The sequence below is a fragment of the Streptomyces sp. NPDC057939 genome, assembly GCF_042887545.1.
Classification (GTDB): Bacteria; Actinomycetota; Actinomycetes; order Streptomycetales; family Streptomycetaceae; genus Streptomyces.
The window spans coordinates 356,147-380,515 of sequence record NZ_JBHVPG010000002.1 but is presented as its reverse complement, the minus strand read 5'-3'; the positions used below and the strand labels follow the sequence as shown (position 1 = coordinate 380,515).

The 24,369-nt window shown below is 73.3% G+C and carries 23 protein-coding genes; 12 read left to right on the top strand and 11 right to left on the bottom strand.

What is annotated here, in order from left to right:
- The first annotated feature begins 349 nt into the window (after nucleotides 1-349).
- From ACFVS6_RS03995 to ACFVS6_RS03985, 3 genes are all read left to right on the top strand, one after another.
- Nucleotides 350-961, top strand: coding sequence for an NUDIX hydrolase (locus ACFVS6_RS03995; protein ID WP_389700371.1), 612 nt, complete (start codon nucleotides 350-352; stop codon nucleotides 959-961).
- A 33-nt stretch (nucleotides 962-994) separates the two neighbouring features.
- Nucleotides 995-1,540: an NUDIX domain-containing protein gene (locus ACFVS6_RS03990; RefSeq protein ID WP_389700370.1), complete on the top strand. Its 546-nt coding sequence runs from the start codon at nucleotides 995-997 to the stop codon at nucleotides 1,538-1,540.
- A 70-nt stretch (nucleotides 1,541-1,610) separates the two neighbouring features.
- Nucleotides 1,611-2,351, top strand: a complete 741-nt coding sequence (locus ACFVS6_RS03985) for a DUF6193 family natural product biosynthesis protein (protein ID WP_389700369.1) — start codon at nucleotides 1,611-1,613, stop codon at nucleotides 2,349-2,351.
- Between the two features lie 159 nt (nucleotides 2,352-2,510).
- On the opposite strand, the gene ACFVS6_RS03980 is transcribed toward ACFVS6_RS03985, so the two are convergent.
- Nucleotides 2,511-2,738, bottom strand: a complete 228-nt coding sequence (locus ACFVS6_RS03980) for a hypothetical protein (protein WP_389700368.1) — start codon at nucleotides 2,736-2,738, stop codon at nucleotides 2,511-2,513.
- 118 nt (nucleotides 2,739-2,856) lie between these two features.
- Here ACFVS6_RS03980 and ACFVS6_RS03975 point away from each other — a divergent pair, with 118 nt between their 5' ends.
- On the top strand, nucleotides 2,857-3,234 hold the full coding sequence (locus ACFVS6_RS03975) for a DUF4180 domain-containing protein (RefSeq protein WP_389700367.1): 378 nt from the start codon (nucleotides 2,857-2,859) through the stop codon (nucleotides 3,232-3,234).
- A gap of 77 nt (nucleotides 3,235-3,311) precedes the next feature.
- Here ACFVS6_RS03975 and ACFVS6_RS03970 read toward each other — a convergent pair whose 3' ends face one another.
- Both ACFVS6_RS03970 and ACFVS6_RS03965 read right to left on the bottom strand, forming a co-directional pair.
- Complete coding sequence (locus ACFVS6_RS03970) at nucleotides 3,312-4,124, bottom strand: CAP domain-containing protein (protein WP_389700366.1); 813 nt, start codon at nucleotides 4,122-4,124, stop codon at nucleotides 3,312-3,314.
- Nucleotides 4,125-4,571: 447 nt separating this feature from the next.
- Nucleotides 4,572-4,991, bottom strand: a complete 420-nt coding sequence (locus tag ACFVS6_RS03965; protein ID WP_389700365.1) for a hypothetical protein — start codon at nucleotides 4,989-4,991, stop codon at nucleotides 4,572-4,574.
- Between the two features lie 170 nt (nucleotides 4,992-5,161).
- Between ACFVS6_RS03965 and sigJ the strand changes: the two genes are divergently transcribed.
- Both sigJ and ACFVS6_RS03955 read left to right on the top strand, forming a co-directional pair.
- On the top strand, nucleotides 5,162-6,115 hold the full coding sequence (gene sigJ, locus ACFVS6_RS03960; RefSeq protein ID WP_389700364.1) for an RNA polymerase sigma factor SigJ: 954 nt from the start codon (nucleotides 5,162-5,164) through the stop codon (nucleotides 6,113-6,115).
- A gap of 125 nt (nucleotides 6,116-6,240) precedes the next feature.
- Nucleotides 6,241-6,846: a GNAT family N-acetyltransferase gene (locus ACFVS6_RS03955; RefSeq protein WP_389700363.1), complete on the top strand. Its 606-nt coding sequence runs from the start codon at nucleotides 6,241-6,243 to the stop codon at nucleotides 6,844-6,846.
- Nucleotides 6,847-6,868: 22 nt separating this feature from the next.
- Here the strand turns inward: ACFVS6_RS03955 and ACFVS6_RS03950 are convergent, their stop codons facing one another.
- Nucleotides 6,869-7,300, bottom strand: coding sequence for a hypothetical protein (locus tag ACFVS6_RS03950; protein WP_389700362.1), 432 nt, complete (start codon nucleotides 7,298-7,300; stop codon nucleotides 6,869-6,871).
- 82 nt (nucleotides 7,301-7,382) lie between these two features.
- Between ACFVS6_RS03950 and ACFVS6_RS03945 the strand changes: the two genes are divergently transcribed.
- The 3 genes from ACFVS6_RS03945 (at nucleotide 7,383) to ACFVS6_RS03935 (ending at nucleotide 9,692) form a co-directional block, all read left to right on the top strand.
- Nucleotides 7,383-7,949, top strand: coding sequence for a hypothetical protein (locus ACFVS6_RS03945; RefSeq protein ID WP_389700361.1), 567 nt, complete (start codon nucleotides 7,383-7,385; stop codon nucleotides 7,947-7,949).
- Nucleotides 7,950-8,146: 197 nt separating this feature from the next.
- Nucleotides 8,147-8,863 carry a DsbA family protein gene (locus tag ACFVS6_RS03940; protein WP_389700360.1) on the top strand — a complete coding sequence of 239 codons (717 nt, stop codon included), beginning with the start codon at nucleotides 8,147-8,149 and terminating at the stop codon, nucleotides 8,861-8,863.
- Between the two features lie 82 nt (nucleotides 8,864-8,945).
- Nucleotides 8,946-9,692 carry a hypothetical protein gene (locus ACFVS6_RS03935; protein WP_389700359.1) on the top strand — a complete coding sequence of 249 codons (747 nt, stop codon included), beginning with the start codon at nucleotides 8,946-8,948 and terminating at the stop codon, nucleotides 9,690-9,692.
- A 192-nt stretch (nucleotides 9,693-9,884) separates the two neighbouring features.
- Here the strand turns inward: ACFVS6_RS03935 and ACFVS6_RS03930 are convergent, their stop codons facing one another.
- A complete protein-coding gene (locus ACFVS6_RS03930) occupies nucleotides 9,885-11,447 on the bottom strand; it encodes a mucoidy inhibitor MuiA family protein (protein WP_389700358.1) in 1,563 nt (520 codons plus the stop codon).
- 8 nt (nucleotides 11,448-11,455) lie between these two features.
- Nucleotides 11,456-13,507 (bottom strand): DUF4139 domain-containing protein, encoded by a 2,052-nt coding sequence (locus ACFVS6_RS03925; RefSeq protein ID WP_389700357.1) that lies wholly within the window; start codon nucleotides 13,505-13,507, stop codon nucleotides 11,456-11,458.
- Nucleotides 13,508-13,723: 216 nt separating this feature from the next.
- Here ACFVS6_RS03925 and ACFVS6_RS03920 point away from each other — a divergent pair, with 216 nt between their 5' ends.
- From ACFVS6_RS03920 to ACFVS6_RS03910, 3 genes are all read left to right on the top strand, one after another.
- Nucleotides 13,724-14,680 (top strand): GlxA family transcriptional regulator, encoded by a 957-nt coding sequence (locus ACFVS6_RS03920; protein ID WP_389700356.1) that lies wholly within the window; start codon nucleotides 13,724-13,726, stop codon nucleotides 14,678-14,680.
- Between the two features lie 183 nt (nucleotides 14,681-14,863).
- Nucleotides 14,864-15,862, top strand: a complete 999-nt coding sequence (gap, locus tag ACFVS6_RS03915) for a type I glyceraldehyde-3-phosphate dehydrogenase (protein WP_389700355.1) — start codon at nucleotides 14,864-14,866, stop codon at nucleotides 15,860-15,862.
- Nucleotides 15,863-16,061: 199 nt separating this feature from the next.
- On the top strand, nucleotides 16,062-17,123 hold the full coding sequence (locus ACFVS6_RS03910; protein WP_389700354.1) for a helix-turn-helix domain-containing protein: 1,062 nt from the start codon (nucleotides 16,062-16,064) through the stop codon (nucleotides 17,121-17,123).
- 9 nt (nucleotides 17,124-17,132) lie between these two features.
- On the opposite strand, the gene ACFVS6_RS03905 is transcribed toward ACFVS6_RS03910, so the two are convergent.
- The 5 genes from ACFVS6_RS03905 to ACFVS6_RS03885 form a co-directional block, all read right to left on the bottom strand.
- On the bottom strand, nucleotides 17,133-17,837 hold the full coding sequence (locus ACFVS6_RS03905; protein WP_389700353.1) for an SDR family oxidoreductase: 705 nt from the start codon (nucleotides 17,835-17,837) through the stop codon (nucleotides 17,133-17,135).
- A gap of 77 nt (nucleotides 17,838-17,914) precedes the next feature.
- Entirely contained in the window at nucleotides 17,915-19,060 is a 1,146-nt protein-coding gene (locus ACFVS6_RS03900) for a 50S ribosomal protein L11 methyltransferase (RefSeq protein WP_389700352.1), read from the bottom strand.
- Between the two features lie 3 nt (nucleotides 19,061-19,063).
- Nucleotides 19,064-19,543, bottom strand: coding sequence for a VOC family protein (locus ACFVS6_RS03895; RefSeq protein ID WP_389700351.1), 480 nt, complete (start codon nucleotides 19,541-19,543; stop codon nucleotides 19,064-19,066).
- Nucleotide 19,544: 1 nt separating this feature from the next.
- Nucleotides 19,545-21,914: a hypothetical protein gene (locus tag ACFVS6_RS03890; RefSeq protein ID WP_389700350.1), complete on the bottom strand. Its 2,370-nt coding sequence runs from the start codon at nucleotides 21,912-21,914 to the stop codon at nucleotides 19,545-19,547.
- Nucleotides 21,904-24,339 (bottom strand): hypothetical protein, encoded by a 2,436-nt coding sequence (locus tag ACFVS6_RS03885; RefSeq protein WP_389700349.1) that lies wholly within the window; start codon nucleotides 24,337-24,339, stop codon nucleotides 21,904-21,906. Before ACFVS6_RS03885 ends, ACFVS6_RS03890 begins: the two co-directional genes overlap by 11 nt.
- Nucleotides 24,340-24,369 lie beyond the last annotated feature (30 nt).

Genomic DNA, 24,369 nt, shown 5'->3' with positions numbered 1-24,369 from the left:
TCGTTCGCTCCAAGGATGCGACGTCCGATGATCGCGTTGCGACCCACCCCTCCGGCGCGGCGCGAGCACGCTGTCACCCGACCGGTGGGCGGTCGCGCACGGACAGCGGTTCCGGCGGGCGTTCCGGGGCGGGCCGAGGTGCGAGAACGTGCTCGGACGGCGGGTGTCGATCAGCCGTCCGACTAAGCTTCGCTGGGCGGGTGGGTGCACGTGTGCGCGCCTGTCCGTTCATCGATTGTTCTATGCGCAGCGGGAGTTCGTCCGGTCGAACGTCGCAAGGGTCCCGTGCCCGGGACGGGTTGACGCGCCGACGCCCGATCCGTTGTCCGCGTGGGGAGAGGCGGGGGAAATGTCGGGAACATCCAGAACCATAGTGTCGGCCGTGGTCGAGCAGGACGGCTGCCTGCTGATGGTTCGCGAACGTCCGCCGGCCGGACCGGAGCAATGGGTCCTCCCCGGCGGGGTCGTCGAGCCGGGCGAACTCGCGCACGACGCCATGGTGCGGGAGGTCCACGAGGAGACCGGGCTGACCGTCACCGGGCCGACGAGCCTGGCCTGCGTCTCGCAGCACGCCGTGACGGGAGACCCGGGGTGGGACGGGACCTGGACCGTCATCACCTTCCGCGCGGAGCGGCCGACGGGAACGCTGGGCCCCGTCGATCCGGACGCCGAGGTGCTGGAGGCGGCCTGGGTGCCCCTGGACGAGGCCCGGGCCCGACTGGCCGCACACCCGTCCCGCCGCCGCAGGGAACCGCTCATCGCCTGCCTGACCGGCACCGCCCCGCCCGGCGCACTGTGGCTCTGGCCCGACGGCCCGCAGGACGCGCCGGTCGTCATACCGGCCACGACGGCCGGGCCGTGGACGCCGGCCCGCGCGGAGACCGACAGCGGGACGGTCCGAGGAACGGGAGGAGGAACGGTCCGAGCAACGGGTGGAGGAACGGTCCGAGCAACGGGCTGAGAGCCGGCCGCCGTCCCCGCGATACTGGTCGTCATGGCGAACACTCCAGGAACGTCGACGGCCACCCCGTTCTCCCGGATCAAGGTCCGGGTCGGGGCCCTGGTCTTCTGTGGCGACGACGTCGCCCTCATCCGCCGCGACCGGGACGGATCGACCCACTACACCCCGCCAGGCGGCAACGTCGAGGACGGCGAAGGCTTCGAGGAGGCCCTGCGCCGCGAACTCGCGGAGGAGCTCGAACTCGACGTGGACCGGGCCGAGGGCGGCGACCTCCTGTGGGTCGTCGACCAGCGCGTCAGCCGCCCCGGTCCCACGCCGGCGCCGCGCAAGCTCCACCTGATCCACCGCCTCCACATCACCCCGGAGGTCCGCGCCGGCCTGGCCGAGCAGGAATGGGACGAGCTGCCCGACGGCAGCCACGAACTCGGGACCGTCGAATGGGTCGACTACCGCAGGACGGCGGAACTCCCGATCTTCCCGCCCATCGGACCCGCCCTCGCCGCGCTGGCCGGCCCGCGCGCGGCAGTCGCCGACGCGGCCCTGGGGGCGGTCACCGACGACAACTACACCTGGGTGTGACCCGGACCCGGACCCGGCCCGGCCGTCGGGCTCGTACGCGTGAGCGACACGTCGGGCAGAATCGGGGGCCGTGACCACACCTCCCGACCCGGCCGTCCTGTACCCCGACGTAGCGGCCCACGGAAGCCTCGCCGCAGCGCTCCGGGCCGTGGCGGGCGGCCGTCTCGCCGCCGTACGGCTCACCACACCGAAGTACGCCCCGCTGCGCGGTGTCACCGTCGGCTGCCCCCTGCCGCACCGCAGGCCCCTGCGGGTCAGTGCGGGTCACCACGAACGGAAGTGGTCGATCCGGGGCAGCGACGGCTTCGAGGACATGCCGCTCATCGACGGAACGACGGACGATCTGGCGGAAGTCGCCGAGGCGGCGGCGGCCTGGCACGACGGAGTCGCGCTGGAGGACATCCGACGGGCGGCCCCCTTCGTCCACCTGACGGGCCGCTTCGAGGTGCCGGACCTCAACCCGGCGGGCATGGTGGAGAGCGCCTGGCAGCACCTGCTCACCGAGGCGAGTGAGCTGGAGTACTCCTGGCAGCCCGCCCAACAGGCCCTCGTGCGGGCGGCCCATGCCGAACCGGCGTTGCGGCGGCTCTACCCGCTCACGAGTCACGGGACGCTGTCCTTCTCGACCCGGACGCGCCCCGGCCTCGCCGTCGTCGGAGCGTCCCTGGTGATCGGCGGCGTCGACCGCTACTCGGTGGCCGCCGGTTTCCCGAACGGGGACGGCCCCGTGTTCACCACGGCGGCCGAGGCGGTGGCGGCAGCCGTACGTCACCTCCCGCCCGGCTCGGTCCCGGTCGCGCTCGGCTGCTGACCGCTGACCGCTGATCGCTGACCGCCGACGGCGTCGGGCAGCAGCGGATCCCGAACGGTGGACGGTGGGCCGGACGCGGTGGACCGGGCCGGTGGATCAGCCGCTCGATCGGACAGGTCGATCGGGGCGCTCGATCGGGCCGGTGGAGCCGCCGTTCGATCAGGCCGGACGGTAGACGGCCCGGTCCGGGTCCGGGCGGACCACCACCCCGTCCCCCGCCAGATCGCGCAGGAGGCGACGGGCCTCCTTCCCGGCCGCCTCATCGCCCCTCGGCTCGTAGCCGGCCGTGCGGAGGGCCAGCACGGCACGTTCCGTGTCCCAGGTACCGCCCAGCGCCCCGATCACCGCTGCGAGCGCCTGCTTGTGGGTGAGTGGCTTCTCGGTCATCCCGTCCTCCCCTGTGCGTCCCGCCCCAGCCTGGCACACGAGGCCCGGACGCGGGGAGGGCCGGATGCGGGGCAAAACGGCCGGCCCCGGAGGAGCCGCGCAACTACCCTCGTACTCCATGAGCACCTTGCTGACCATCCACGACGTACCCGTGTTCACCTGCGCACCCGACGGGGACGTCATCCGCGGCGAAGCCGATGCCCTGGACCTCATCGGCAACGCGGGCTATCAGGGCGCGCGATGGGTCGTCATCCCCGCGGAACGCCTCGACGAGGAGTTCTTCCGGCTGAGCAGCCGCGTCGCGGGGGACATCGTCCAGAAGTTCGCCAACTACGGCATGGGCCTCGTCGTCCTCGGCGACATCACCCGGCACACCGAGGCCAGTTCGGCGCTGCGTGACTTCGTTCGCGAGTGCAACCGGGGGCGTCAGACCTGGTTCCTCGCGGACACCGCGGAGCTCCGGGAGCGCCTGGGGGACGGGACCACGACCGCCTGATCGCCGATCGCCCGGGGCGGGGACGCGCATCGGCGTCCCCGCCCCGGGCGCGGAGTGGTGCGCAGCGGTGGGGAGGGTCAGCGCGCGGCGCCGAAGGCCTGCGTCCAGTAGGAGTTCGGCTGGGCGAGGCCGACGCCGATCTCCTTGAACGCGCAGTTCAGGATGTTCTTCTTGTGGCCGGGGCTGTTCATCCAGCCGTTCATGACCTGCTCGGGCGAGTTGTACCCGTAGGCGACGTTCTCGCCGTACGTGCTCCAGCCGTAGCCGGCGCGGGTGATGCGTTGGCCCGGGTCGGAACCGTCCGATCCGGTGTGCGACATGTTGCTGTGGGAGGCCATGTCCTGGCTGTGGTTCTGCGCGGCGGCCGTCAGCTTGTCATTGACCGTGAGGGCCGAGCACCCGGCCTTGGCGCGCTCCTGGTTGACCAGGGCCACCACCTGGGCCGTCGGCCCGGACCCGGGGGCGGTGGGCGGCTTCTGCCCGGTGGGCGGGGTCGTCGGCTCGGCCGGGGCCGGCTTCGTCGGCTTGGCCGGCACCTGCGGCTTCGTCGCCGGGGGCTGGGCGGGGGTGGTGCTCGGCCGCGCCTGAGACGGCGCCGGTGAGGTCTGCACGACGGGCACGGTCGACCCGTCGCCACCCGCACCGGTCGAACCCGTCGGGGCGGGGGACGGGCTCTGGGTCGACCCGGTGGGGGAAGCAACGCCGGGGAGGGGCACGTCGGGTATCGAAGCGCTGTAGGAAGGGCGCGCGGAGGGCTTCTGGGAGGCGCGGGACGTGTTCCCGTCCGTGTCCAGGCATGCCATGGCGGCGGTGGGTATGCCCACGACGCCGAGCGTCACGGCGGCGATCGATATCTTCCTGTAGTGCGTCGTCTTGCGGTGCTTCTGCATACGTGACCTGACCTCACTTGGTTTCTGCGAAGCGTCCTGCGCCCCTGGCTGGGAGCGCCGGGCGAGCCGCCATTCTTAGAAGCCCCCCAACGGGCCGGCAAGTCCCACCGCCGCCGCGAGCGGCAGCGGTGCGCACCGGGCTTGAAATGGCCGGACGATCGTGCCTGCCGCGCCGGCCGAGTCCTTTTCGAGATCAATGACGGACCTTCAAAAATCTTTGCCACCAGTGATGTTGCGCATTTCCGTCCCACCATTCGAGATGGTCATTTCGGTGGAGAGGGGAATGTCGACTGTCGGCGGGCAAATGGTGAAATGTCAGGGACCCGCATGCGGTCGTAATGGTTCCGTGATCCAAGAGGGTCCTGTGGCGCATGTCACTGTTTGGTCGGGCCCATCGGGGAACCGCCGTCCCGGCGGCGGCGGCGCCGGCCGTGGCGGGCGCCGCCGCTACGCCCGGGCGTCGGTGGAGCGGCGCGGCAGGTGGGGGGCCACGGTCCGGCCCAGCGCCAGCAGACTCAGGCCGAACATCAGGATGCCCAGCGGGACGTGGACCGACGGGACGTGGGCGATGCCCAGCACCACCTGTACCGAGGCCAGTACGAGGAAGCCGGACGAGTAGAGGATGGGACGGGGCGATCTGCCGCCCGGCCGCCAGGCGAGGACCGCGGCGAGCACGTACAGCATCGAGGCGCCGTACATCACGCGTGATCCGACATCGTGCAACACCCCGCCGAGGGAGGAGGACAGCAGCATGCCCGCGGTGACCGCCTGGAAGAAGAGGGCAGCGGTCTGCAGGACGATCGAGACGCGCAGGAACGTCGCGAGGCGGTCGTGTCGCGTTGTCGTCGTCGTTCGGGTGATGGCCATGATGTGGTCCCCTCTTCTGCCTCACGGCGGTGGATCTGTACTGTCCTGATCACCCGACGAGACGGGCCCGCCGAATGTGAGGCGAACCGCCGGCCTCACCATCCGGTGCGCTGTTTCGTCGAAGTGGCGAGAGCGGAACCGGACGAGAGAACCAGGAAGAGGCCGCCACCATGAGCACCCCATCCGAGGCACGGCACGAGCGGTCCGAGCCGGACCTGAGCGCGGTCGTCGGCGAGCGGCGACAGCTGATCAACCTCGCCTACCGGCTGCTCGGTTCGCTGGCCGAGGCCGAGGACGCCGTACAGGAGACCTACGCCCGCTGGTACGCGATGTCGCGGGAACAGCAGGACGCCATCGTCGCGCCCGGCGCCTGGCTGACCACGGTCGCCGGACGCATCTGCCTGGACCTGCTGCGCTCGGCGCGGGTTCGGCGCGAGAGCTACGTCGGTGCCTGGATACCCGAGCCGCTGCCCGACCGCGGAGAGTGGATCAGCGGGACGGCCGGCGGCGGCGCTACCCAGTCGGTCGACCCCGCCGATCGGGTCACCCTGGACGAGTCGGTGAACATGGCCTTCCTCGTCGTACTCGAATCGATGACGCCCGCCGAACGCGTGGCGTTCGTCCTGCACGACGTCTTCCGGTACCCCTTCCCCGAGGTCGCGGCCATCGTCGGCCGGACGCCCGCGGCCTGCCGCCAGCTCGCCTCCTCCGCCCGCCGCCGCATTCGCGCCGCGCAGGCACCGGCGGCCGCGACCGCCGGACAGGCCGGTCTGGTGCGGAACTTCAAGCAGGCCTGGGAGGCCAAGGACATCGAGGCCCTCGTCGGGCTCCTCGACCCCGACGCCACCATGACCGCCGACGGCGGGGGAATGGTCGGCACCGTCCTCCACCCGGTCCGGGGCGGCGAGAACATCGCCGCCTACCTCATCCACATCGCCGACAAGGCCCCCGGGCTGACGCTCCTGGAACGCACCGTCAACGGCCGGCCCGGCCTGGTCGCCCAACACGCCGGCACCACGGTCACCGTGGCGGCCTTCAGCCTCGCCCACGGCCGGATCACCCACATCTGGGCGATCCGCAACCCGGAGAAACTCCGCCCGTGGACCGACCGCGGACGAAACTGACTTCGAACGACCGACCCGGAGCGGCGTGGCGCGCCGCTCCGCGCGAGGTGCGTGTGGGGTTTGCGGGGCGTGCGCCGCGCGCGAACGCTGTTGCGTCGATGTCGGTGGTCCCCGAAGATCCCCGCATGAGCAACAACACCTTCGCGGACTTGGCGGACTTGGCGGACTTCGCGCACAAGCCGGTCCTCACCGGTGAGCGGGCCCTGTTGCGGCCCTTCACGGAGGCCGACGCGATCACCATGGCCGGGATCATCGAAGATCCCGAGGTCGTCCGGTACACCTTCGAGCCCTCGGACGAGTTCACGCTGGAGGGACTGCGCGCCTGGTACGGATCACGAAGCGACCAAACCGACCGGCTCGACCTCGCGGTGACGGACCGGACAACGGGGCTGCTGGTCGGCGAGGTCGTTCTCCACGACTGGAACCCGTACGCCCGTAGCTGCTCCTTCCGGACCCTCATCGGCCCGCAGGGGCGGGGCAGGGGGCTGGGCACCGAAGCCACGCGCCTCATCGTGGCGTACGGCTTCGAGCGGATCGGCCTGCACCGCATCCAGTTGGAGGTGTACTCCCACAACCACAGGGCGCGGCGGGTCTACGAGAAGGTCGGTTTCGTCGAGGAAGGCACACGGCGGCAGGTGCAACTGCGCGACGGGGCATGGCTCGACGAGAAGATGATGTCGATCCTCTCCCACGAGTGGGACCACGTGCGGCGGGCGAAGGAGGGGGTGTGACGCGGCTTCGACGGAACGGCGGTCATGCTCGTTCGGACTCCATCGCGGCGGCGCAGCTCGCGACGAAGGCCGAGAACGTGGGCGCCACGACCCGCCACCGGCACGCATCGGGGTCCGTCCAGTAGTCACTGCCGACGACGCGGGGATCCGAGGGATCGGTGCGGTAGTCGAGCGCCAGGGCGCCGTCATCACCGGGGTTGCGGGTGATGGCGATCAACACCGCCTGTTCGACGTCGAGCCACGGCAGTTCGAGCGGGGTGGCGCCGTTGCTTCCGCGCGCCTGGCGGAAGTAGCCGGCGCCCGGATCGTCGGCGACCATGTCCATGGATCGGGACGCGAACGTCATCTGCTCCGGGTCCTGCACGAAGCGGAGCGGGTCCTCGAACCACGGGATGACCCTTCCCAGCACCGCGTCCCCCGGGTGTCGCCAGAGGCCGAGGTCGATGAGGGACATCAAGGGGGCGGGCAGGGTAAGTCCCCGGACTGTCGAAGGCGCCATGGTCCGAAGCTTCCCACGGCAGGACGATGATGGCGGCATGTTCTACGAGGATATGAGCCCCTACACCTACGCGGGCGACGAGGACACCTTCAGCGATGCGGACGACCCCCTCCGCGACGTGTGCTTCCGGCCCGCGTACGAGCGCCTCAACATCGGGTGGTTGTCCGCGGAACATCCTTGGCCGAGCGGACCCGCGCCCACGGGGTTCGTCGACAGGCTGCTCACGATCCTCGAATCCCAGCAGGTCAACGCCATGCTGGGCCTGCACGACTGCGACCTGTGCACCGAGCCCCTGCCGTTCTCGCACCCCTGGTACGAACCCCGGTCGGGACACCGGTGTGCGAGTGAGGCGACCGGCGAGATCCGTGTACCGAATACGTCGGACGGTCCCGGCCCCGCGGACGGTCCCGGTACCCCCACCGTGTTCGCGGCCCCGTACCTCGTCGGCCACTACGTCGCCGATCACGGGTACCTGCCACCCCGGCCGTTCGTCGACGCCGTCATGGCGTTCGACCCGTACGGTGTCCGGTCGGCGCGGTTTCCGGGGGTCAGGTTCCCGCTGGTTCCCGAGGACGCGGTGTCGCGCCACGCGGACGAGGAGTGAACGGCCTCGTGCCTGCCACGCCGGGCTCGGGCCGCCGACAGACGGCCGCCGCCCACACACCGACCACGTGTCGCACCGGCCCCGCAATCCCCGCCGACCTGCGCCGGGCCGCTTCCACCCCCGCGGAAATTCACGGCCGCTCCCGCACGCCCTCCCGTAACCTGACCCGCGTGATCCATTCGGGGGAGAGAACGAACATGCACGTCGGAGCAGTCGGAGCGGGCAGATCCAGACGGGGGTTCCTGGCGCTTGCCACGGGACTCGGCACCGCGCCGATGCTCGCCGCCTGTGGCTTGCCGTCACGGCGTCAATCGGGGAGCGAGGCAGTCCAGCCGCTGCCGAAGGCGGCCGAGAGCCTGCACGAGGACCGCACCACCATCGTCATCGGTGATGCGAACGCACCCGTGTCCGTCCGGCTCTACGAGGATCCGAGCTGCCCGGGCTGCGCGGAGTTCGAGCTCCGGGGAACCGGGCGGCACCTGCGCGACAAGGCGCAGAAGGGGGAGATCCAGCTCCAGTTCTGCCTCGGGTCCTTCCTCGGTCCCGGATCGGTGCAGGCGGTCAACGCCCTGCGCGCCGCCCTGGACCACGACGCGTTCCTGGAGTTCCACGAGGCGCTCTACCGGAAGCAGACGGCGGCGAGGAAACTCGGCGGTTTCACACCCGATTTCCTGCTGGTCGCGGCGATCGGGATCGAGGGACTGCGCGGCGCGGAGTTCGAGGAGGCGGTCACGTCCATGAAGTACCAGGAGTTCGTGGACCTGTCCGAAGAGGCCCTGGAGAGCGCCGGGGTCTCCGGTACCCCGTCGATGGCGGTCAACGGCAGGCTCGTCCACGACGACGACCATGGCGTCTTCGATTCCGCGCGCACGCTCGACCGCTACCTGGCGAAGCAGCCCCCGGGGCAGCGCTGAGCCGATCGGCCGGGACCTACGGACTCCGTCGAGGGGGCGTTCGGCCCTACGGGCGCGAGGGGCGGTTTCCTAGGCTCGATCCATGATCATTACGAAGTACGCGCGGTTAACCACCCCTTCGCTCCGCTCGGGTGCCGCGGTTCTGGCCCTCGCCGGCTCGGCCGTCCTCCTCCCGACCACCGCACAGGCATCCCAGGTATCCCAGGCCGCGCAGGCAGAACTGACGGCGGTGGCCGCCCGCGCGGCTACTCCCGCCGTACGGGGCGGTACGTCCGTCTCGCCGGCCGGGCACCGGTTCGCGGCCGTCGCCTCGGGGCCGGTGGTGTTCGAGGCCGGACCGATCGTCGTGACCTGCGCCGCCTCCGAGACCCGCGACAACGCGATCCCCGCCGCACCGCAGCACACCAACCCCGGGGGGCCCGTCGCCCTCCGCATCAAGCCCCCGGTCTTCAAGGACTGCACCACCGATGCCCCGGGTCTGCGCGTGGCCGTCGAGACCAACGAGGACAGCGGCCCCTGGCAGGTTCTGCTCCAACACGGCGATCCGAGCACGGCCCGACTGTCCATCCCCGCCCGTGGCTTCGTCCTGAGGACGAGCGGCCTCCTCGCCTGCAAGGCGACCGCGGCACCGGCCGGCCCCGCGAGCGCCCAGGGACGCTGGGAGGGTGGAACCGGCCCCGCGGTGGCCCTGGACCGGGCGCCGATCCCGGTGAAGCTGGAGGGCTCGTTCTTCTGCGCCACGTCGATCACCGGCGCCACCATCTCCGCCCGCTACGCGGTCCAGGACACGACGGACCCGGGCCGCGTCATCACCGTCGACCCGGCCTGACCGGTACGGCCCGCGGCGGACGGCAGGGTCAACCACCGCCCGCCGACCCACCAGGCCGGCGGCCTCAGGGCCCGACACCTCCAGGGCCCGACGAGGTCGGAGCCGGACGACCTCAGCGCCCGACGAGCCCTGGGCCCAACGGCCTCGAAGCCCGAGAACCTCCAAGCCCGACGGCCTCCAAGCCCGACGGCCTCAGAGCCCGACGACCTTGGAGCTCGCCGACAGCTCGTAGACCAGCGTGACCGTACGGCGGCCGCCGGGCGGGAGCGTCACGTCCCAGCGGGCGATGCCGTCGGCATCGACCACGTCCGGGGCCGGGGAGCAGGCTTCCCGGCGCAGGCGCACCTCGACCGCCGAGACCTCCGAGACCGGGATCCGTTCCCGGACGGCGACGACCCGGTCGTCCTGTTCCCCGGGCGCCGAGAACCGGGAGAGGTGCAGCCGCACCGTGCGGGTGACCAGGGTCCGCTGGGTGATCCCCACCGAATCGCGGGACTCCTCGGCGTACCGGACCACCCGGTGGTCGTCACGGCTGCCGAAGGCGAGCTCGAACGCGGCGCCGGCAGCGGTGAAGTCCAGTGTGCCGCGGCCGCTGAACCCGCTGCCGCGCACCAGCTGCACGGGCCCCGCGAGCAGCGCGTGGCCCGACCGGTTGTCGCACCGCACCACCTGCGTCACCAGCGGGGACAGCTCGGGCGAACAGGCGTACTCGCTGCTCGCGGCCGCCGTGAAGGAGGAGATCGGCACCCGGTGCGCACGGCCGTCCGAGCGCACCGACACCGGTGCGGGGGAGCTCAGCACCCGGGCCTCGCCGCCGTCGTCCACGCCCGGCAGGCCGACCACGGGGGCCGCGCCGAGGTCGCCGATCTCCTCCTCGCGCAGTTCCACGTCGACGGTGCGGCGTTCCGCTGCCGAGCGGTCCTTGAGCGTCAGCCGGTCCTCGGTGAGCCGCGGGGGATCGGTGGCGAGCGCCGACCGGGCCGTCGACAGCGTCAGCCGTACGTCGGACCAGTCCTCCCCGGTGCGCTGCCAGACCACCGCCTCGGTCTCCAACGTCAGGGACTCCCCGTCGAGCACCGCCCGGTAGGCGGGCCGCCACATCGCGCACGGCGTGAGGTGCCCGAGCCGCAGCCGGACCGGCCCGGCGACCGCGGCGTCCACGGTCAGCTCGATGTGACCGACCAGTTCGGCGGGTTCCTGTTCGGAGAGGTTCAAGGCGCCCTGGACATACCGGAATTCGACGGCGAGCGCGGCCAGCTGTGCCTCCACGGACCGGAGTTGCTCACCGCACAGGTCGCGTTCCTCGTCGACGCGGTCCAGTTCCCGGTTCCAGCGGTCCCTCTCGGTTTCCCCGGCACCGGCTCCCTCGCCGATGTCCCGCAACAGGTCCGAGGCGAGGCGGCCGAGCGCGTCGAGCCGCGCCCGCAGCCGGTCCTGTCGCTGCCCGAGGGCGGTCCGCTCCTCCTCGATGGCGTGCTCGCGGTGGCGCACGGCCGAGTCGTCCACCGTGGGCGGCTGCGGGCCGCGCGGTGTCCAGGCGCGGACGACGCGGACGTCGAGCACGGTGGCCGTGTGCTCGGCGATCAGCTCGGCATGGAGGGTGCGGTCGACGGCCAGCGCGGTGACCGGTCCCAGGCGCAGGCGCTGGACCCCCGCCTCCAGGTCGATGACGGCCGTGCGCTCGACGTGGGCGCGGTCCTCCAGACAGGTGACGGCGGTGACGGGCAGGGCGATCGGCTTCGGGGCCGTGGACATGGTGTGCTTCAGCTCCTGCGGTTGCCGTCGACGAGGGCCTTGCCGGCCGGGATGCGGATCTCGTAGCCGCCTTCGAGGGCGGTGGTGGCGCCGGCGGGCAGCTCCACCCGCCAGACCCGGGTACCCGGCGCGTGATGTTCCGGAGCGCCTTCCTCGGGTGTGGTCCAGTCGGCCCGTTCCTCGATGCGGACGTCCGTCTCGGAGGTGACGGGCACCCGCTCGCGGACCTCGACGGTGACGGCTCCGGCGAGCCGGTTCGCCACCTCCACGTGGACCCGGTGGTCCAGCACGGTGGTGTTGTTGCGCAGTCCGGCCGTCGACTCGTGCAGGTTCGTACGGCGGGTGACGCGGATGCCCTCGGCCGCACCGAGCCCCACCCGGCGGACACCGCCGGGGGCGAGCGTCGGCAGTGCGGCGGTCAACAGGAACTCGCCGTCCACGGTGACCTCCACCGGGCCGGCCAGCAGAGCCTGACCGGTGGCGTTGGAGAGGACGAGGGTCGCGTACACGGTCTGCTCGACGGACGGCACACAGAGGTATTCCGTACGCAGCCCCACCGGGATCTCGGTGACGGTGACGGTGTGCCAGCTGCCGTCCGACGGTACGTCCGCCCGGGCGGCGGCGTCGAAGCGGTGGTCGAAGGACCCCGCCGACTCGCGGGGACGCACCGCGTGCCCGGGCAGCGGCAGCGCGGCCACCGTCTCCGCGCGGCGCCGGTGTTCGGCCGCCACCCGGTCGACGGACGGGTTCGGGAACAACCGGCCACGGCGGCCCGTCGGCTCCTCGGGACCGCGCAGGACGAGCATCGAGTAGTCGAGTTCGGCGCCGCTCGGCCGGGGCGGTCCGACGGGCGGGGCCGGTGGCGGCGCCGCCGAACCGGGAGCCGCCGGAGCCATGGCCCCGGCCGCGGCGGGCCCGGCCGGCCTGGCGGCCGATCGTGCCCGGGGCGGCTGCGCGAAGGCCTGGGCCCCGCCGCCGCCGAACTCCGGGGCGCCGCCCGGCGCGGGAAGCGCGGACGGCGGCGGCGGGCCGCCGTAGGCCTGGGGCGCCGGCTGCGGGGGCGGTGGCGCCTGTACCGGGGCGGCCGCGGTCGTCGCGGGCACCGGTACGCGTGCGGGGACCGGTGCCGGGCGGGGGCCGGCGGCCGCATATCCGGCGAACAGGTCCGCGAGGCCGGCCGGGGGCTCCCGCCAGCCGGACGGCGCCGGATCGGGCTGCCGGCGGCCGATCCGGACCGAGCGGAGCTTCGGCAGGTCGGTGCGGCGGCGCAGGTCGGCCGTGGCCAGGGCGATCCGTACGCCGGTCCAGTCCTCGCCGGTGCGCTGGGCGACCGAGGCGCGCAACACCAGACGGCCCGTACCGTCGCCCTGACGGTGGGTGAGGCGGTAGGCCGGCACCCAGACGGCGCCCGGCACGCCGTACTCCAACTCCAGTTCCACCTCGGTGCCCGACGCTCCGGCGCCGTCGAGGGTCAGGACCGCGCAGACCGTGGTGCCCACGTGCGCCGGCGGCGCGTCGGTGGAGGCGCGGGAGAGCCGGTCAGAGGCGACGTCGAGGTCGTGCCCGGCCTGCGCCAGGGCCTCCTCCAGCTCGACGAGGCGGGCGTGCAGCCGGGTCAGCCGCTCGTCGACGAAGTCGGCGAGGTCCAACCAGGCATCGACCGGCGTACGCCGGTGCGGATCGTCGCGCCTGCGCGGCGGCGGCACCGGTCGCAGCGCCCGGACCTCCTCGATCAGACCCGACTGGCGGTCCCGGCGGGCCCGCGCCGCCGCCTGTTCCCCGGTCAACCGCTCGACCTCGCGCCGCAACGTGTCGGGGGCGTCGGCGCCGAGGGGCTCGGCCTCGACCTCCACCCGGGCCTCGGTGACGCGCACCCCGGCCGGTCCCACCACCGCGGCGCGCAGCGAACCCGGATCCAGCGAACGGGGCAGACCCGTCACGCGCACCCGGCCGTCCGGCGGCACGACGCCGCGCGCCAGCCGCCGACAGAGCGCGCCCCGCGCGTACACCACGACCGAGTCGAGGTCCGACCCCCACCTCTGTCCCGCCCCAGCAGCCATACGTTCCGCCCCCTACCACGTCCGTGCCTGCCCGAAGCCTACGCCGGGCCACCGACAGGCCGGCCCGGACGGACGACGGTCCCCTGACGGACGACAGGACCCCGGACGGACGCCAGGACCGCACCCCCACACCGGTGTTCCGCGCCACCGGACACCGCCGAACCCGGAACGGGACGGCGCCGAACCCGGAACCGGGCGGCGCGTAGGGTCGGGGACGTGTCTGCCTCCCGCCTCCACCGTGTCGCCGTGCTCGTCCTCGAAGGTGCCAAGCCGCTCGACGTCGGCATCCCCGCACAGGTGTTCACGACCCGCGCGAGCATGCCGTACGAGGTACGGGTGTGCGGTGCGGCGCCCGGCCTGGTGGCCGGGGGCGACGGGCTGTCGTACCACGTGACCCACGGGCTGGAGGCGCTCGCGTGGGCCGACATCGTCTTCGTCCCCGGCTACCGCTTCCCGGACCGTGACGATCCGCCACGACCCGTCATCGACGCGCTGATCGCCGCGCACGAGCGCGGCGCCCGGCTCGCCGCGATCTCGACGGGGGCCTTCGCGCTCGCCGCGACGGGTCTCCTCGACGGCAAGCGCGCCACGACCCACTGGCACTACGCCCGCGCCCTCGCGGCGCGCCATCCGCTGGTCCGCCTCGACGAGAACGTCCTGTTCGTCGACGAGGGCAGCGTGCTCACCTCGGCCGGCGCCGCCTCCGGCATCGACCTGTGCCTGCACATCCTGCGCGGTGACCTCGGGGTCGCCGCGTCCAACCACGCCGCCCGGCGACTGGTCGCGGCCCCCTACCGCAGCGGCGGCCAGGCCCAGTACGTGCCGCGCAGCGTGCCGGAGCCGCTCGGCGAGCGGTTCGCCGCCACCCGGGAGTGGGCGCTGCACCGGCTGGCCGAGCCCCTCACCCTGGACGCGCTCGCCCGACACGCCGGGGTGTCGCCCCGCACGTTCTCGCGCCGCTTCGCCGATGACACCGGGTACACGCCCATGCAGTGGATCATGCGGGCCCGGATCGACCTGGCCCGCGAGCTGCTCGAACGTTCGGAGCGGGGCGTCGAGCAGATCGCCGCCGACGTGGGCCTCGGCACCGGGGCGAACCTGCGCCTGCACTTCCAGCGCATCCTCGGCACCACCCCGACCGACTACCGGCGCACGTTCACCCGCGGCGAGTAGGCCGTCCCCCTCGGACCTGACCGACAGGATCCGAGGACACCGACAGGATCAGGACGCGGCCAGGATGCGAGGACGCGGCCCGGCCGACCTTTTGGCGGGATCCTTTTGAACCATGGCGATCCCGCCTCTGTCGGAGGGTGCGCGGCGGGAGCGAACCTGGTGGCGAACGAAGGGACATCGCTCATGACTCGCATCGCCATCAACGGATTCGGCCGCATCGGTCGCAACGTGCTGCGCGCGCTCCTGGAACGCGACAGCGACCTCCAGGTCGTCGCCGTCAACGACCTCACGGAGCCCGCCACCCTCGCCCGGCTGCTCGCCTACGACACCACCTCCGGTCGGCTCGGCCGTCCGGTGACCGTCGAGGGGAACACCCTCGTCGTGGACGGCCACCGCATCAAGGTGCTCGCGGAGCGGGAACCGGAGCAGCTCCCGTGGGCGGAGCTCGGTGTCGACCTCGTCCTGGAGGCGACCGGCCGCTTCACCTCTGCCGAGGCCGCCCGCGGCCACATCAAGGCGGGTGCCCGCAAGGTGCTGGTCAGCGCGCCGTCCGACGGCGCCGACGTCACGCTCGCGTACGGGGTCAACTCCGACGCCTACGACCCGGCCCTGCACACGATCGTCTCGAACGCCTCGTGCACGACCAACGCGCTCGCGCCCCTGGCCGCCGTACTGGACGACCTCGCCGGCATCGAGCACGGCTTCATGACGACGGTGCACGCCTACACGCAGGAGCAGAACCTGCAGGACGGCCCGCACCGCGACCCCCGCCGCGCCCGCGCCGCCGCCGTCAACATCGTGCCGACCTCGACGGGAGCCGCCAAGGCGATCGGCCTGGTCCTGCCGAACCTCGCCGGCAAGCTGTCCGGCGACTCGATCCGCGTACCGGTTCCGGTCGGCTCGATCGTCGAGCTCAACACCACCGTCGCCCGCGACGTGACCCGCGAGGACGTGCTGGAGGCCTACCGCGCCGCGGCGAACGGCCCCCTCGCCGGCGTGCTGGAGTACTCCGACGACCCGCTGGTGTCCTCCGACATCACGGGCAACCCGGCCTCGTCGATCTTCGACGCGGACCTCACCCGGGTCGACGGCCGCCACATCAAGGTCGTCGCCTGGTACGACAACGAGTGGGGCTTCTCGAACCGGGTGATCGACACGCTCACCCTCCTCGCCGCCGGCTGAGCAGCTGACAGAACCCGCCGCCGGGACTCCGGGGGGCCGCCACGGACGGCCCGACCGGAGCCCGCGCGCGTGCGGGCGGCCCGACCGCGACGTTCGCGCGCGGGTGAACGCGCACATCCGCCAACTGTCGGGCGCCGGGCCCCGATCACGCGCCGACCGGCGCCCCTCCCGCGGCCGCCGACGACCTATTCTCGGGGCCATGGAGGCAATCGCGGTACGGCTGTCGAACCTGGACCCGCACGTCGAGGGCGCGATCCGCGTCGTCGTGTTCTACGACACCCTGATGCGCCGCCGGGTGGACCTGGCGGCCCTCGCCCGGGCCTCGGCGGTCTTCGCCGAATGCGTCGCCGGGATCCGGATCCACGGCACCGGACGGTCGATCCGCATCGCGGTCGACGGCCGACCGGCGTCCGACCCGCCCGCCCCCGCCTCCACCACGGTGCCGATCACCCTCGACGAGGAAGAGATCGGCACGGTCTGGCTGGAACGCGCCGGCGCACCCGGCCCGCTCGACGAGGTGCTCCTGGACCGGTTCGCCATCGCCGCGTCGGCTGCCGTCGAGCGGTACGGCCCGGCCCGCACGACCATGGCCGACCCCGCGCTCGTCGAGCTGGCGATCGGCGCCGACAGCGACGAGGCCGCCAGGGCCCGGGCGTTGCGGCTGCTGGGTTTCGCCGCCGACCTGCCGGTCCGCGTCGTCGCCGTACGGTCGCGGGAGCCGCTCGACCGGATCGGAGCCCTGGTGTGTCCGGGCCGTCCGGTCAAGGCGGCGGCGCTCGCCGACGTCGGCGTGCTCCTGGCCACCCGCGTCGACCCGACCAGGTTCCCGGCCGGTGTCCGCGCCGGCATCGGAGCAGCCGCGAGCCCCGACCTGTCCTGGCGCCAGGCGCGGACCGCGCTGCGCTTCACCGGCCCGCGCGAACCCGTCGTCCACCACCGCGACCTGGGCGCGCTCGCCCTGCTGGCCGAGATCCCGCGGGCAGCCGCGCTCGACAACGCGGACGTGGCCGCCATCGCCCGGCTCGCCGCCGTACCGGAGGACGTGGAAACCCTGGAGGCGTACTGCGCCACGGGCTCCCTCCGCCAGGCCGCGGACCTCCTCCACCTGCACCACAGCAGTGTCGCCCGGCGGCTCGAACAGATCGCGAGGACGCTGGGCATCGAACTGACCGGGCCCGCCGGACACACCGGACTGACGCGGGCCCGGCTCGCCCTCACCGCGTGGCGACTGCTCGACCCGGTGGCGGACCCCGCCGGGTGAGCGCCGGCGTCATCCGTCGAGAGCGGTGGGACGCACGACGATCTCGGCGGCCATCACGTCCGGGGGAGCGAACACCGTCGCCGCGATGACCGCGCCCACCGACTCGGGCCGCATGGTCCGTTCCTCGCCGGTGCCCGCGGAATCGGTGGCCCCGGGGCTCACGGTGCTGACCCTGATCCCGTGGCGGTTGGCCTCCAGGGCCAGGACGCGCGTCATGGCGAGGAGGCCCGCCTTCGCGGCGACGTAGGGCGCCATGAACGGGATCGCCGTGTGGGCGGCGGTCGACAGTACGTTGACGATGTGTCCGTTCCCTCCGGCGGCCATGTCGCGCACCGCCTGCTGGCTCAGCAGGAACGGGGCCCGGAGGTTGACCGCGAGGAGGCTGTCCCACTCGGCGAGCGAGTACGCCTCGATCGGGGCGCGGCGCGTGTTGAACCCCGCGTTGTTGATCAGGACGTCGAGGCCGTCGAGCAGTCGCCACCCCGTCAGCCAGGCCCGCACGGTCGCCTCGGGGTCGGCGAGATCGGCCGGCACCACGTGCACGCTCGCCGCGCCGGCCGCCCGGGCCTGCCCGGCGACCTCCCGCAACCTGCCCTCGGACCTGGCCACGAGGACGAGGTCGCACCGCCGGCGGGCGAGGGCGAGGGCGGTGTGCCTGCCGATGCCCCTCCCCGCTCCGGTGACGAGGACCCTGAGGCCGGCGTCGGTCAGCACCACGGAACTCCCTGGTTCGGCATCGGTGTGCGCGGCGGTTTCGGTGTCGGGCGGGTACCGCGGTGAGGGGCCGCCGGTCACGGCCCGGTGAAGATGCCCGCACGGTGCCCCCGGTGCTCGGCGCGCACCACCCGGACGAACGCGGCGAGGTCGGGTCCGGCGGGCGGCTTCCAGTCCGGGACGAGAGCGGCGTACCCACGGGGGACGGACCCGGCGGCCAGCTCGTCCAGGGCCGCCTCGTCACCGGCGGCGAACACCGCCAGGGCGCCGAGGGGCGGAGGGCATCCGTCGAGCCCCGTCGCGTCCCATCCCGCATTGGCCATCAGCGACGACTGCTCGGACCGTTGGACGAGGTTCCCGTCACGGACGACGTCGACGGCCCAGCAGGACAGGGTCGGCCCGAACGACACCTCTGTACGGACCAGGTCCCCCGCGCGGACCTCCGCGGGCCGGTCCAGCGGGAAGAACCGGGTCCGGGCCATCGGCCGGCGCGTGCCGGGTTCGCTGCCGAGGGTCGCGCCCCCGCCGAGTTCGGCGTGGTACCAGCCGCAGAGGCCGCTCAGCAGCCCGTCCCGCTCGACGCGGAACACGGGCGCGGAGCGGACGCGGCCACCGGTGGCGGTGCTCAGCTCCACGGCCCCGGCGCAGGCGCTCGCGGCCAGCCGACGCCCGGGCGCGAGTTCCATGAGTACGGGGAGGTTGAAGGCCACCCGGCGGGTCGGGCCCAGCAGCGCGGCGTACGGGTGGTCCTCTGTGAGGTCCAGCCAACGGATCGCGTCGGGTGCCTCGACCGGGGACAGCCACACCGTCAACCGCCGCGGCACCAGTCGCGCGGACGGCGCCCAACGGGCCCGGGCCGCGAGCAGTTCGTCCAGTTCCGCGCAGAGACCGAAGAACCCCAACGCGTCGCAGACGATCGCATCGACGGGCTCGCCGATGTCCAGCGACGCCGAATGGCCGGTGACGACCTCGATGACGTCCCCGAACCCGCCGGCCCGGGTGATCCGGCGGGCCAGCCACGCCACGTCCGGGTTCACCTCCACCGCGATGACCCGTTTCGCCCCGGCCTGCGCGGCGAACACGGCGAGGATGCCGGAGCCCGTGCCGAGGTCCACCACGGTGTCGCCGGGACGCACCGTCGCGTGGATCGCCACCCGGTACGCCTCCATCCGACGCGTGTCGCGCAGCAGCAGGTGGTGCGGCAGGAAGTCGGCACCGGGCACCGGTCACACCTCCCCGTCGCCGACGTGCGTCGCACCGGTGGCATCGAGCCAGCCCATCCCCATGTCGCGCGCGGTCAACAGCCGCGGTTCGCTCTGCAGCTCCCACAGCACGGCGAACGGGTCGGCGAAGAGGAACCGGGTCGGCGAGGTCTCGCGGAGCTCCAGCCCCATGCGCCCGACCTCGGCGAGCACCCGCGCGTACTCACCGGGGGAGAGGAAGAGGCCCACGTGGGTGGGCCTGCCCAGCTCGCTTCCGACGTCCAGGGCCAGCGCCAGTTCGTCGCGGGTGAGCACCACCATTTTGATGTCCAGCCCGAGCGCCGCCGCCTCCTCCCAACCGGTTGCGGGATCGAGGGAACGCCAGGAGCTGCCGTCGTGAATCTCCCGGACCAGGACGCCCATGCCGAAGCACCGCCGGTAGAACGCCTCGGCCGCTGCCAGGTCGGACACGGTCAGCCCGATGTGGGACGCGCGGTAGGCCATCTCAGGTCCGTCCGTTCGGTCGGGTCGTGACGTCGGGAATGTCGGGGACGTCGGGGACGTGGAGGCGATCGAGTGGCGGGGGAAGGTCGGGTGGTGGGGCGAGGGCGGTGAGGGCGCGTTCGTGGGTGGCGGTGGCGAAGCTGTCGTCGGTGGCCAGGTGCGCCAGTGAGAACGGAGTGGTGAGCTTGGCCTTCGGCCGGTCGAGGGCGATGCCGAGCAACTCGTCGTGCGGACCGAGCTCCGCCGGCCCGCGCCCCTCCGCGATCCCGCGACGGGCGGTGGTGAGCAGGTCCCGGGCCGGCCCGGCCGACAGGGCCGCCGCCCGGTCGAGGGCTTCGACGGCAGCCTCGGCGTCACCCGACTGGTAGTGCAGGTGCGCGAGTTGACCGTACGCACGGGCCTCTCCCCGGGTGTGACCCAGTCCGTGCATCAGTTCCAGGACGGTGCGCTCCCAGCCGATCGCCGCGGGATGGTCGCCCGACCGGCACGCCAGGTAGGCACAGGCGCGGGCGATGATGTCCATGTGGAAGGTGTCGCGGAAGCGGCGCGCCACGGCGAGCGAGGCGGTGGCGCGACGGAGGGCGCCCTCGACGTCACCCGTGCGCAGCAGCAGCCAACTCTCGCGGTAGAGATAGGACTTGGTGAACGAGCCGCCGGTCAGCGAGTTGCTCCAGCCGGCCAGGCTCCGCCACGTGTCGAGCGCCGCCGCGTACTCTCCGCGGGCCTCCAGCAGTACGCTGAGGTTGTTGACGAGGTTGATCCGCAGGTTGACGGACTGGGCGTCGCCGAGGGGCGACACGTCGGTGATGGCGCTGCGGACCAGGTGTTCGGCGTGGCCGTACCGGCCCTCCCGCCAGGCGACCATCGCCATTCCGTTGCGCAACCACCCCGATTCCAACAGGGCGGGAGCCGAGGACAGGCCGTCCAGGTGGCCGAGCCCCCTGCTGAACCACTGCGTGCCCAGGGGCATGCGGTCGCGCCGCTTGGCGGCGAGGAGGCCCTGGTAGTAGCAGATCTGTGCCAGCACCTCGGGGGTCTCGCCCTCCGCGTGGGCGGCGTCGAAGACGGATCCGGCGACCTCGTGGTTGTCGAGGTAGGCGTGGGTGAGTCCGGTGAAGAGCAGCGCGGGCAGGCGTCCGCCCCGAGGAGCGCCCGGGGCCAGCGCGATCCTCGCGCACAGCAGCATCAACTCGTAGTTGAGCGTGAGCCCGTACGAACGCTGCACGAGGCGGAGGGCGCGACGGGTCGCGGCTCCGGTATCGCCCGCGCCGGCCTCCAGCCGGGCGCGGAGCAGCTCGTGGCCCTCGTCGTCCCGCCCGGGAGGGGTCCCGGGGGCGGACGTACCGAGCCCCGCGACGAGTTCGGCGCACGCGCGCCGGTGCTCCTCGGCACCGAGTCGGTCGTGGACGGCCCTGCGGACGGCGGGCGCGAGGCTGAGCGCGGCCAGGTGCGCGGGCAGCGGCCCGCCGAGCGTCGCGGCGAGCTCGGGATCGCCCAGCAGCACCGCGCGGACCAATCCGCGCCACTCGTCGGCGCCCGCCCCGGCGACGACGGCTCCGATGTCGATCCCCTCGACGCCTTCGAGGGCTTCGACCCCGGCGGCTTCGCCCTCGACCGTTCGGACTTCGACCGATCGGACCTCGATCGCGCCGACGCCGGCGAAGAACCTGTCCAGCACCCTGCCCAGTTCGGCCTCCGCGTCCGTCCACTCCGCGAGCGGGGGACCGGTGAGCGCGGGTACCGCCCACCGGGGCCGGGCGCCGTCGTCCACACCGGTCACCATGACGAGGACGGGCCCCGGGCCCCGCGACACCCGACAGAGGTGCAGCAGGCACGCGAGGGTGTACCGGTCGACGAGTTCCGCGTTCTCCACCAGTACGAGGGGAGCCCCGGTCCGCTCCCGCCGCAGACCCGCGAAGCCGAGGCCGAGAACCCCGGCCGCGGCGCTGACCAGCCGGAAGAGCCGCTCGGAGTCGCGGTGGAGCCGTCGTTTCGTACCGCCGAGGGCGATCCTCGTCAACGGCGGCGCCGCGACGTACTCCGGCCGTCCCTCCCGCAGTTCGGGCAGCAGGAAGGCGAGTTCGCCGGCCCATGCGGTCAGCGGGCCGCCGTTCTCCCGTTCGGCCCGGCTCAGCAGGGACCGGAGGAGGTCCCGGACCGGCCCGAACGCGGTCGGGGCGCCCGTGGCCACGCGGGGGACGAGGAGGGGATGGCCGTGCCGATCGGCCCAGCCGCGGAGCCGTTCGACGGCGCGGAGCGCACCGGTGCCGATCGGCGCGCGCAACCGTACGACGACGGGGCCCGCGGCGGCCCGCCGTACCGCGTCCCGCAGGGTTTCCCCGACCGGGTCCGGGAGTCGCTCAGTCGCCATGGTCCCCACCTCTCGTCCACAGGGTCCGCAGCTCGGTGCAGTACGCCCCACCGCCGTCGGCGTCGTCGCGCAGCCACAGTTGCTCCGGGCCCGGCACCATTTCGCTCAGCACCGCACCGCCCGCCCGGCGCAGGGCCGAGGCGAGGAACTCCACCGACAGCGCGGCGGCCAGGTTGACGCAGTACGGCTTGATCTCGCCGGGTATCCGGGCGAAGACGAAGTCGGGTATTCCGCGGGCGCGTTGCCGCTCGCGGATCCGGCGGAACTGCTCGAACCCGGCGTCCTCGAACCCGCCGCCCCGGCCGCCGGCCTCCGCCCCGCACAGCCAGTCGTCCGCCGTCACGTCCCACTCGGCGCGGAGCATGACCACGTCCCCGACCGAGACCCGCGGCCGGTCCGGTGTGCCCGGCGGGGTCGGTGCGGGCAGCAGCACGCGGGGTGCGGCGAACGCCCACAGGTGCGCCTTGTCGTCGTGGTGGTGGAAGAAGCGCAGCCGCGTCCCGTCGGCCGCCTCCAACCACACCCGTTCCCCCGAGCCGCGAACGAGGAGGTCCGTGAGGGGGATGGTGCGCCCGGCGCGCCCGACCGGGGCCCGTGCCTCGACGAACGTCCCGGCGAAGCCCTGGTTGATAAGGCCCTTGTGGGGGCGGTCCGGGACGATGACGGCCAGTTCCGGGTACCCGTTCCCGGCGAACAGTTCCGCCGTGTCGGCGAGCACCCGGTCGGCCCGGGGGTGGAAGTGGATCTGGGAACCCCACGGCATGACGTTCTCGCCGACCTCGCCCATCACCCACAGCGCGCGGCCGGCGGCCAACTCCTCGGGCCCCGTCGCGGCGGCGAAGAGGTCCACGGCGGCGTGCGCCGCCGGAACGGGTCCCGGCACGAGCTCCGCGAGGGCGGTGAGGTCCTCGGGGCGGAGGTCGGCGACACCCCCGCGGGTCCGGTCGGCGACCAGCCGCTGCCAGCGGAGCTCGAACGCGCGCACCTCGCCGTCGGACACCGCATCGGATCCTTCGCCGCGCATCGACGTCATGACCCGGGCCAGCCGGGTGAAGGGAATCCGCTGCCCGTCGGAGGCCAGCGACCGGTAGGCGCGCACCGCCAGTGACCGGTACTGCCGACGCAGGAGCGTCCCGTACGCGGTGCACAGGTCCAGCGGCGCCCGTAGACGGTGCTCGACGTGCTCGGCGAGGTCCCCGCCGATGGTGAGGTCCTCGACGGGCCCCCGGCACTCCTCGTAGAACAGGACGCGGTCGCCGTAGGCCCGTCCGGCGTTGTGCCGCGCGGGGCCGTGCGTCGTCCCGGTGAAGAAGGCCTCGGCCTCGGCGAGGACGTCCGCCCGCCCGGAGCCGCCGGCGGCCGCGAAGCGCGCCCGCAGCCGGTCCAGGTCGTCCAGTACGCGCAGCCAGTGGCCCCGACGGGAACAGTCGGCGGGCAGCGCGTCCACCTGTTCGCGCAACGCGGCGAGGGGGTGGAAGACCGTCACGGGGACGCGCAGGGCCAGGTGGAGCACGCCGATCCGGGCCAGCCGTTCCGCGACCGCCTGCGCGTCCGGCACGGACCGGTCCAGCGAGGCGGCGATGTCGACCGTCCGGCGTTCGCCGTCGACGGCGTCGAGGAACCGCCGCTGCCACGGGGTCAGCACGGACGCCGTGCCCAGCAGGTCGATCGCCACGTCGTTCGCCCGTACGTCGGCCAACGCGCTCCGGACGGGCACCAGGTAGGGGCGGACGGTCGGATCCGCGCCGATCAGCGCGGCGAGGACGGCGACGGCCCAGTAGCCGACGAACACCGCGCGTTCCGTCGGGGCGCCGCCGGACGCGGATCGCATCCGCAGGCCGGAGGCCGCCCGGTCGACCGTGGCGATGTTCACCAGGCCCAGCAGACTGCTCACATGGGTCTTCCCGGCCATGCGCTGGAGGTAGGCCACGAGCTTCGCCTCGGTGTGCCGGGTTCGACTGTCGCGCCGGTCGAGCGACCAGGTGCGGACGTACCGGTCCAGGGCGGTCGGCGCGAACGCGGGGTTCGTTGTGATCAGTGCCTCGCGGAACACCGGATCCAGCGCCGCTATGTCCCGCAACACGGCCCGACCGGAGTTCAGTTCGGTTCGGTGGCGGGCTGCGGCGTCGGCCAGCAGCATGGCGCGCCGGGCGATCCCGGCGTTCCAGTCGGCGGCTGCCTTGGCCGCGCCGAGCAGCTCCGCCGGCTCCTCGGGAACGGGCCGGTCGGCCGTCAGCAGCCTGCGGACCTTGCGGGCGGCGGAGCGCAGCGCGGGGTCGCCCTGCTCGCGCACGGCGGCGAACAGCCCCTCGCGCAGCACGGCGAGTTGCTCGGCGGCGAAGTGGACGTCGTCCAGGGCCGCGACCGTGTCCGGAGACCGCAGGCACGCGAACCGGTCGAACGGCAGACCGGCCTGGTAGAGCAACGCGTGCCCGAAGAGGAGCCAGGGGGCGGC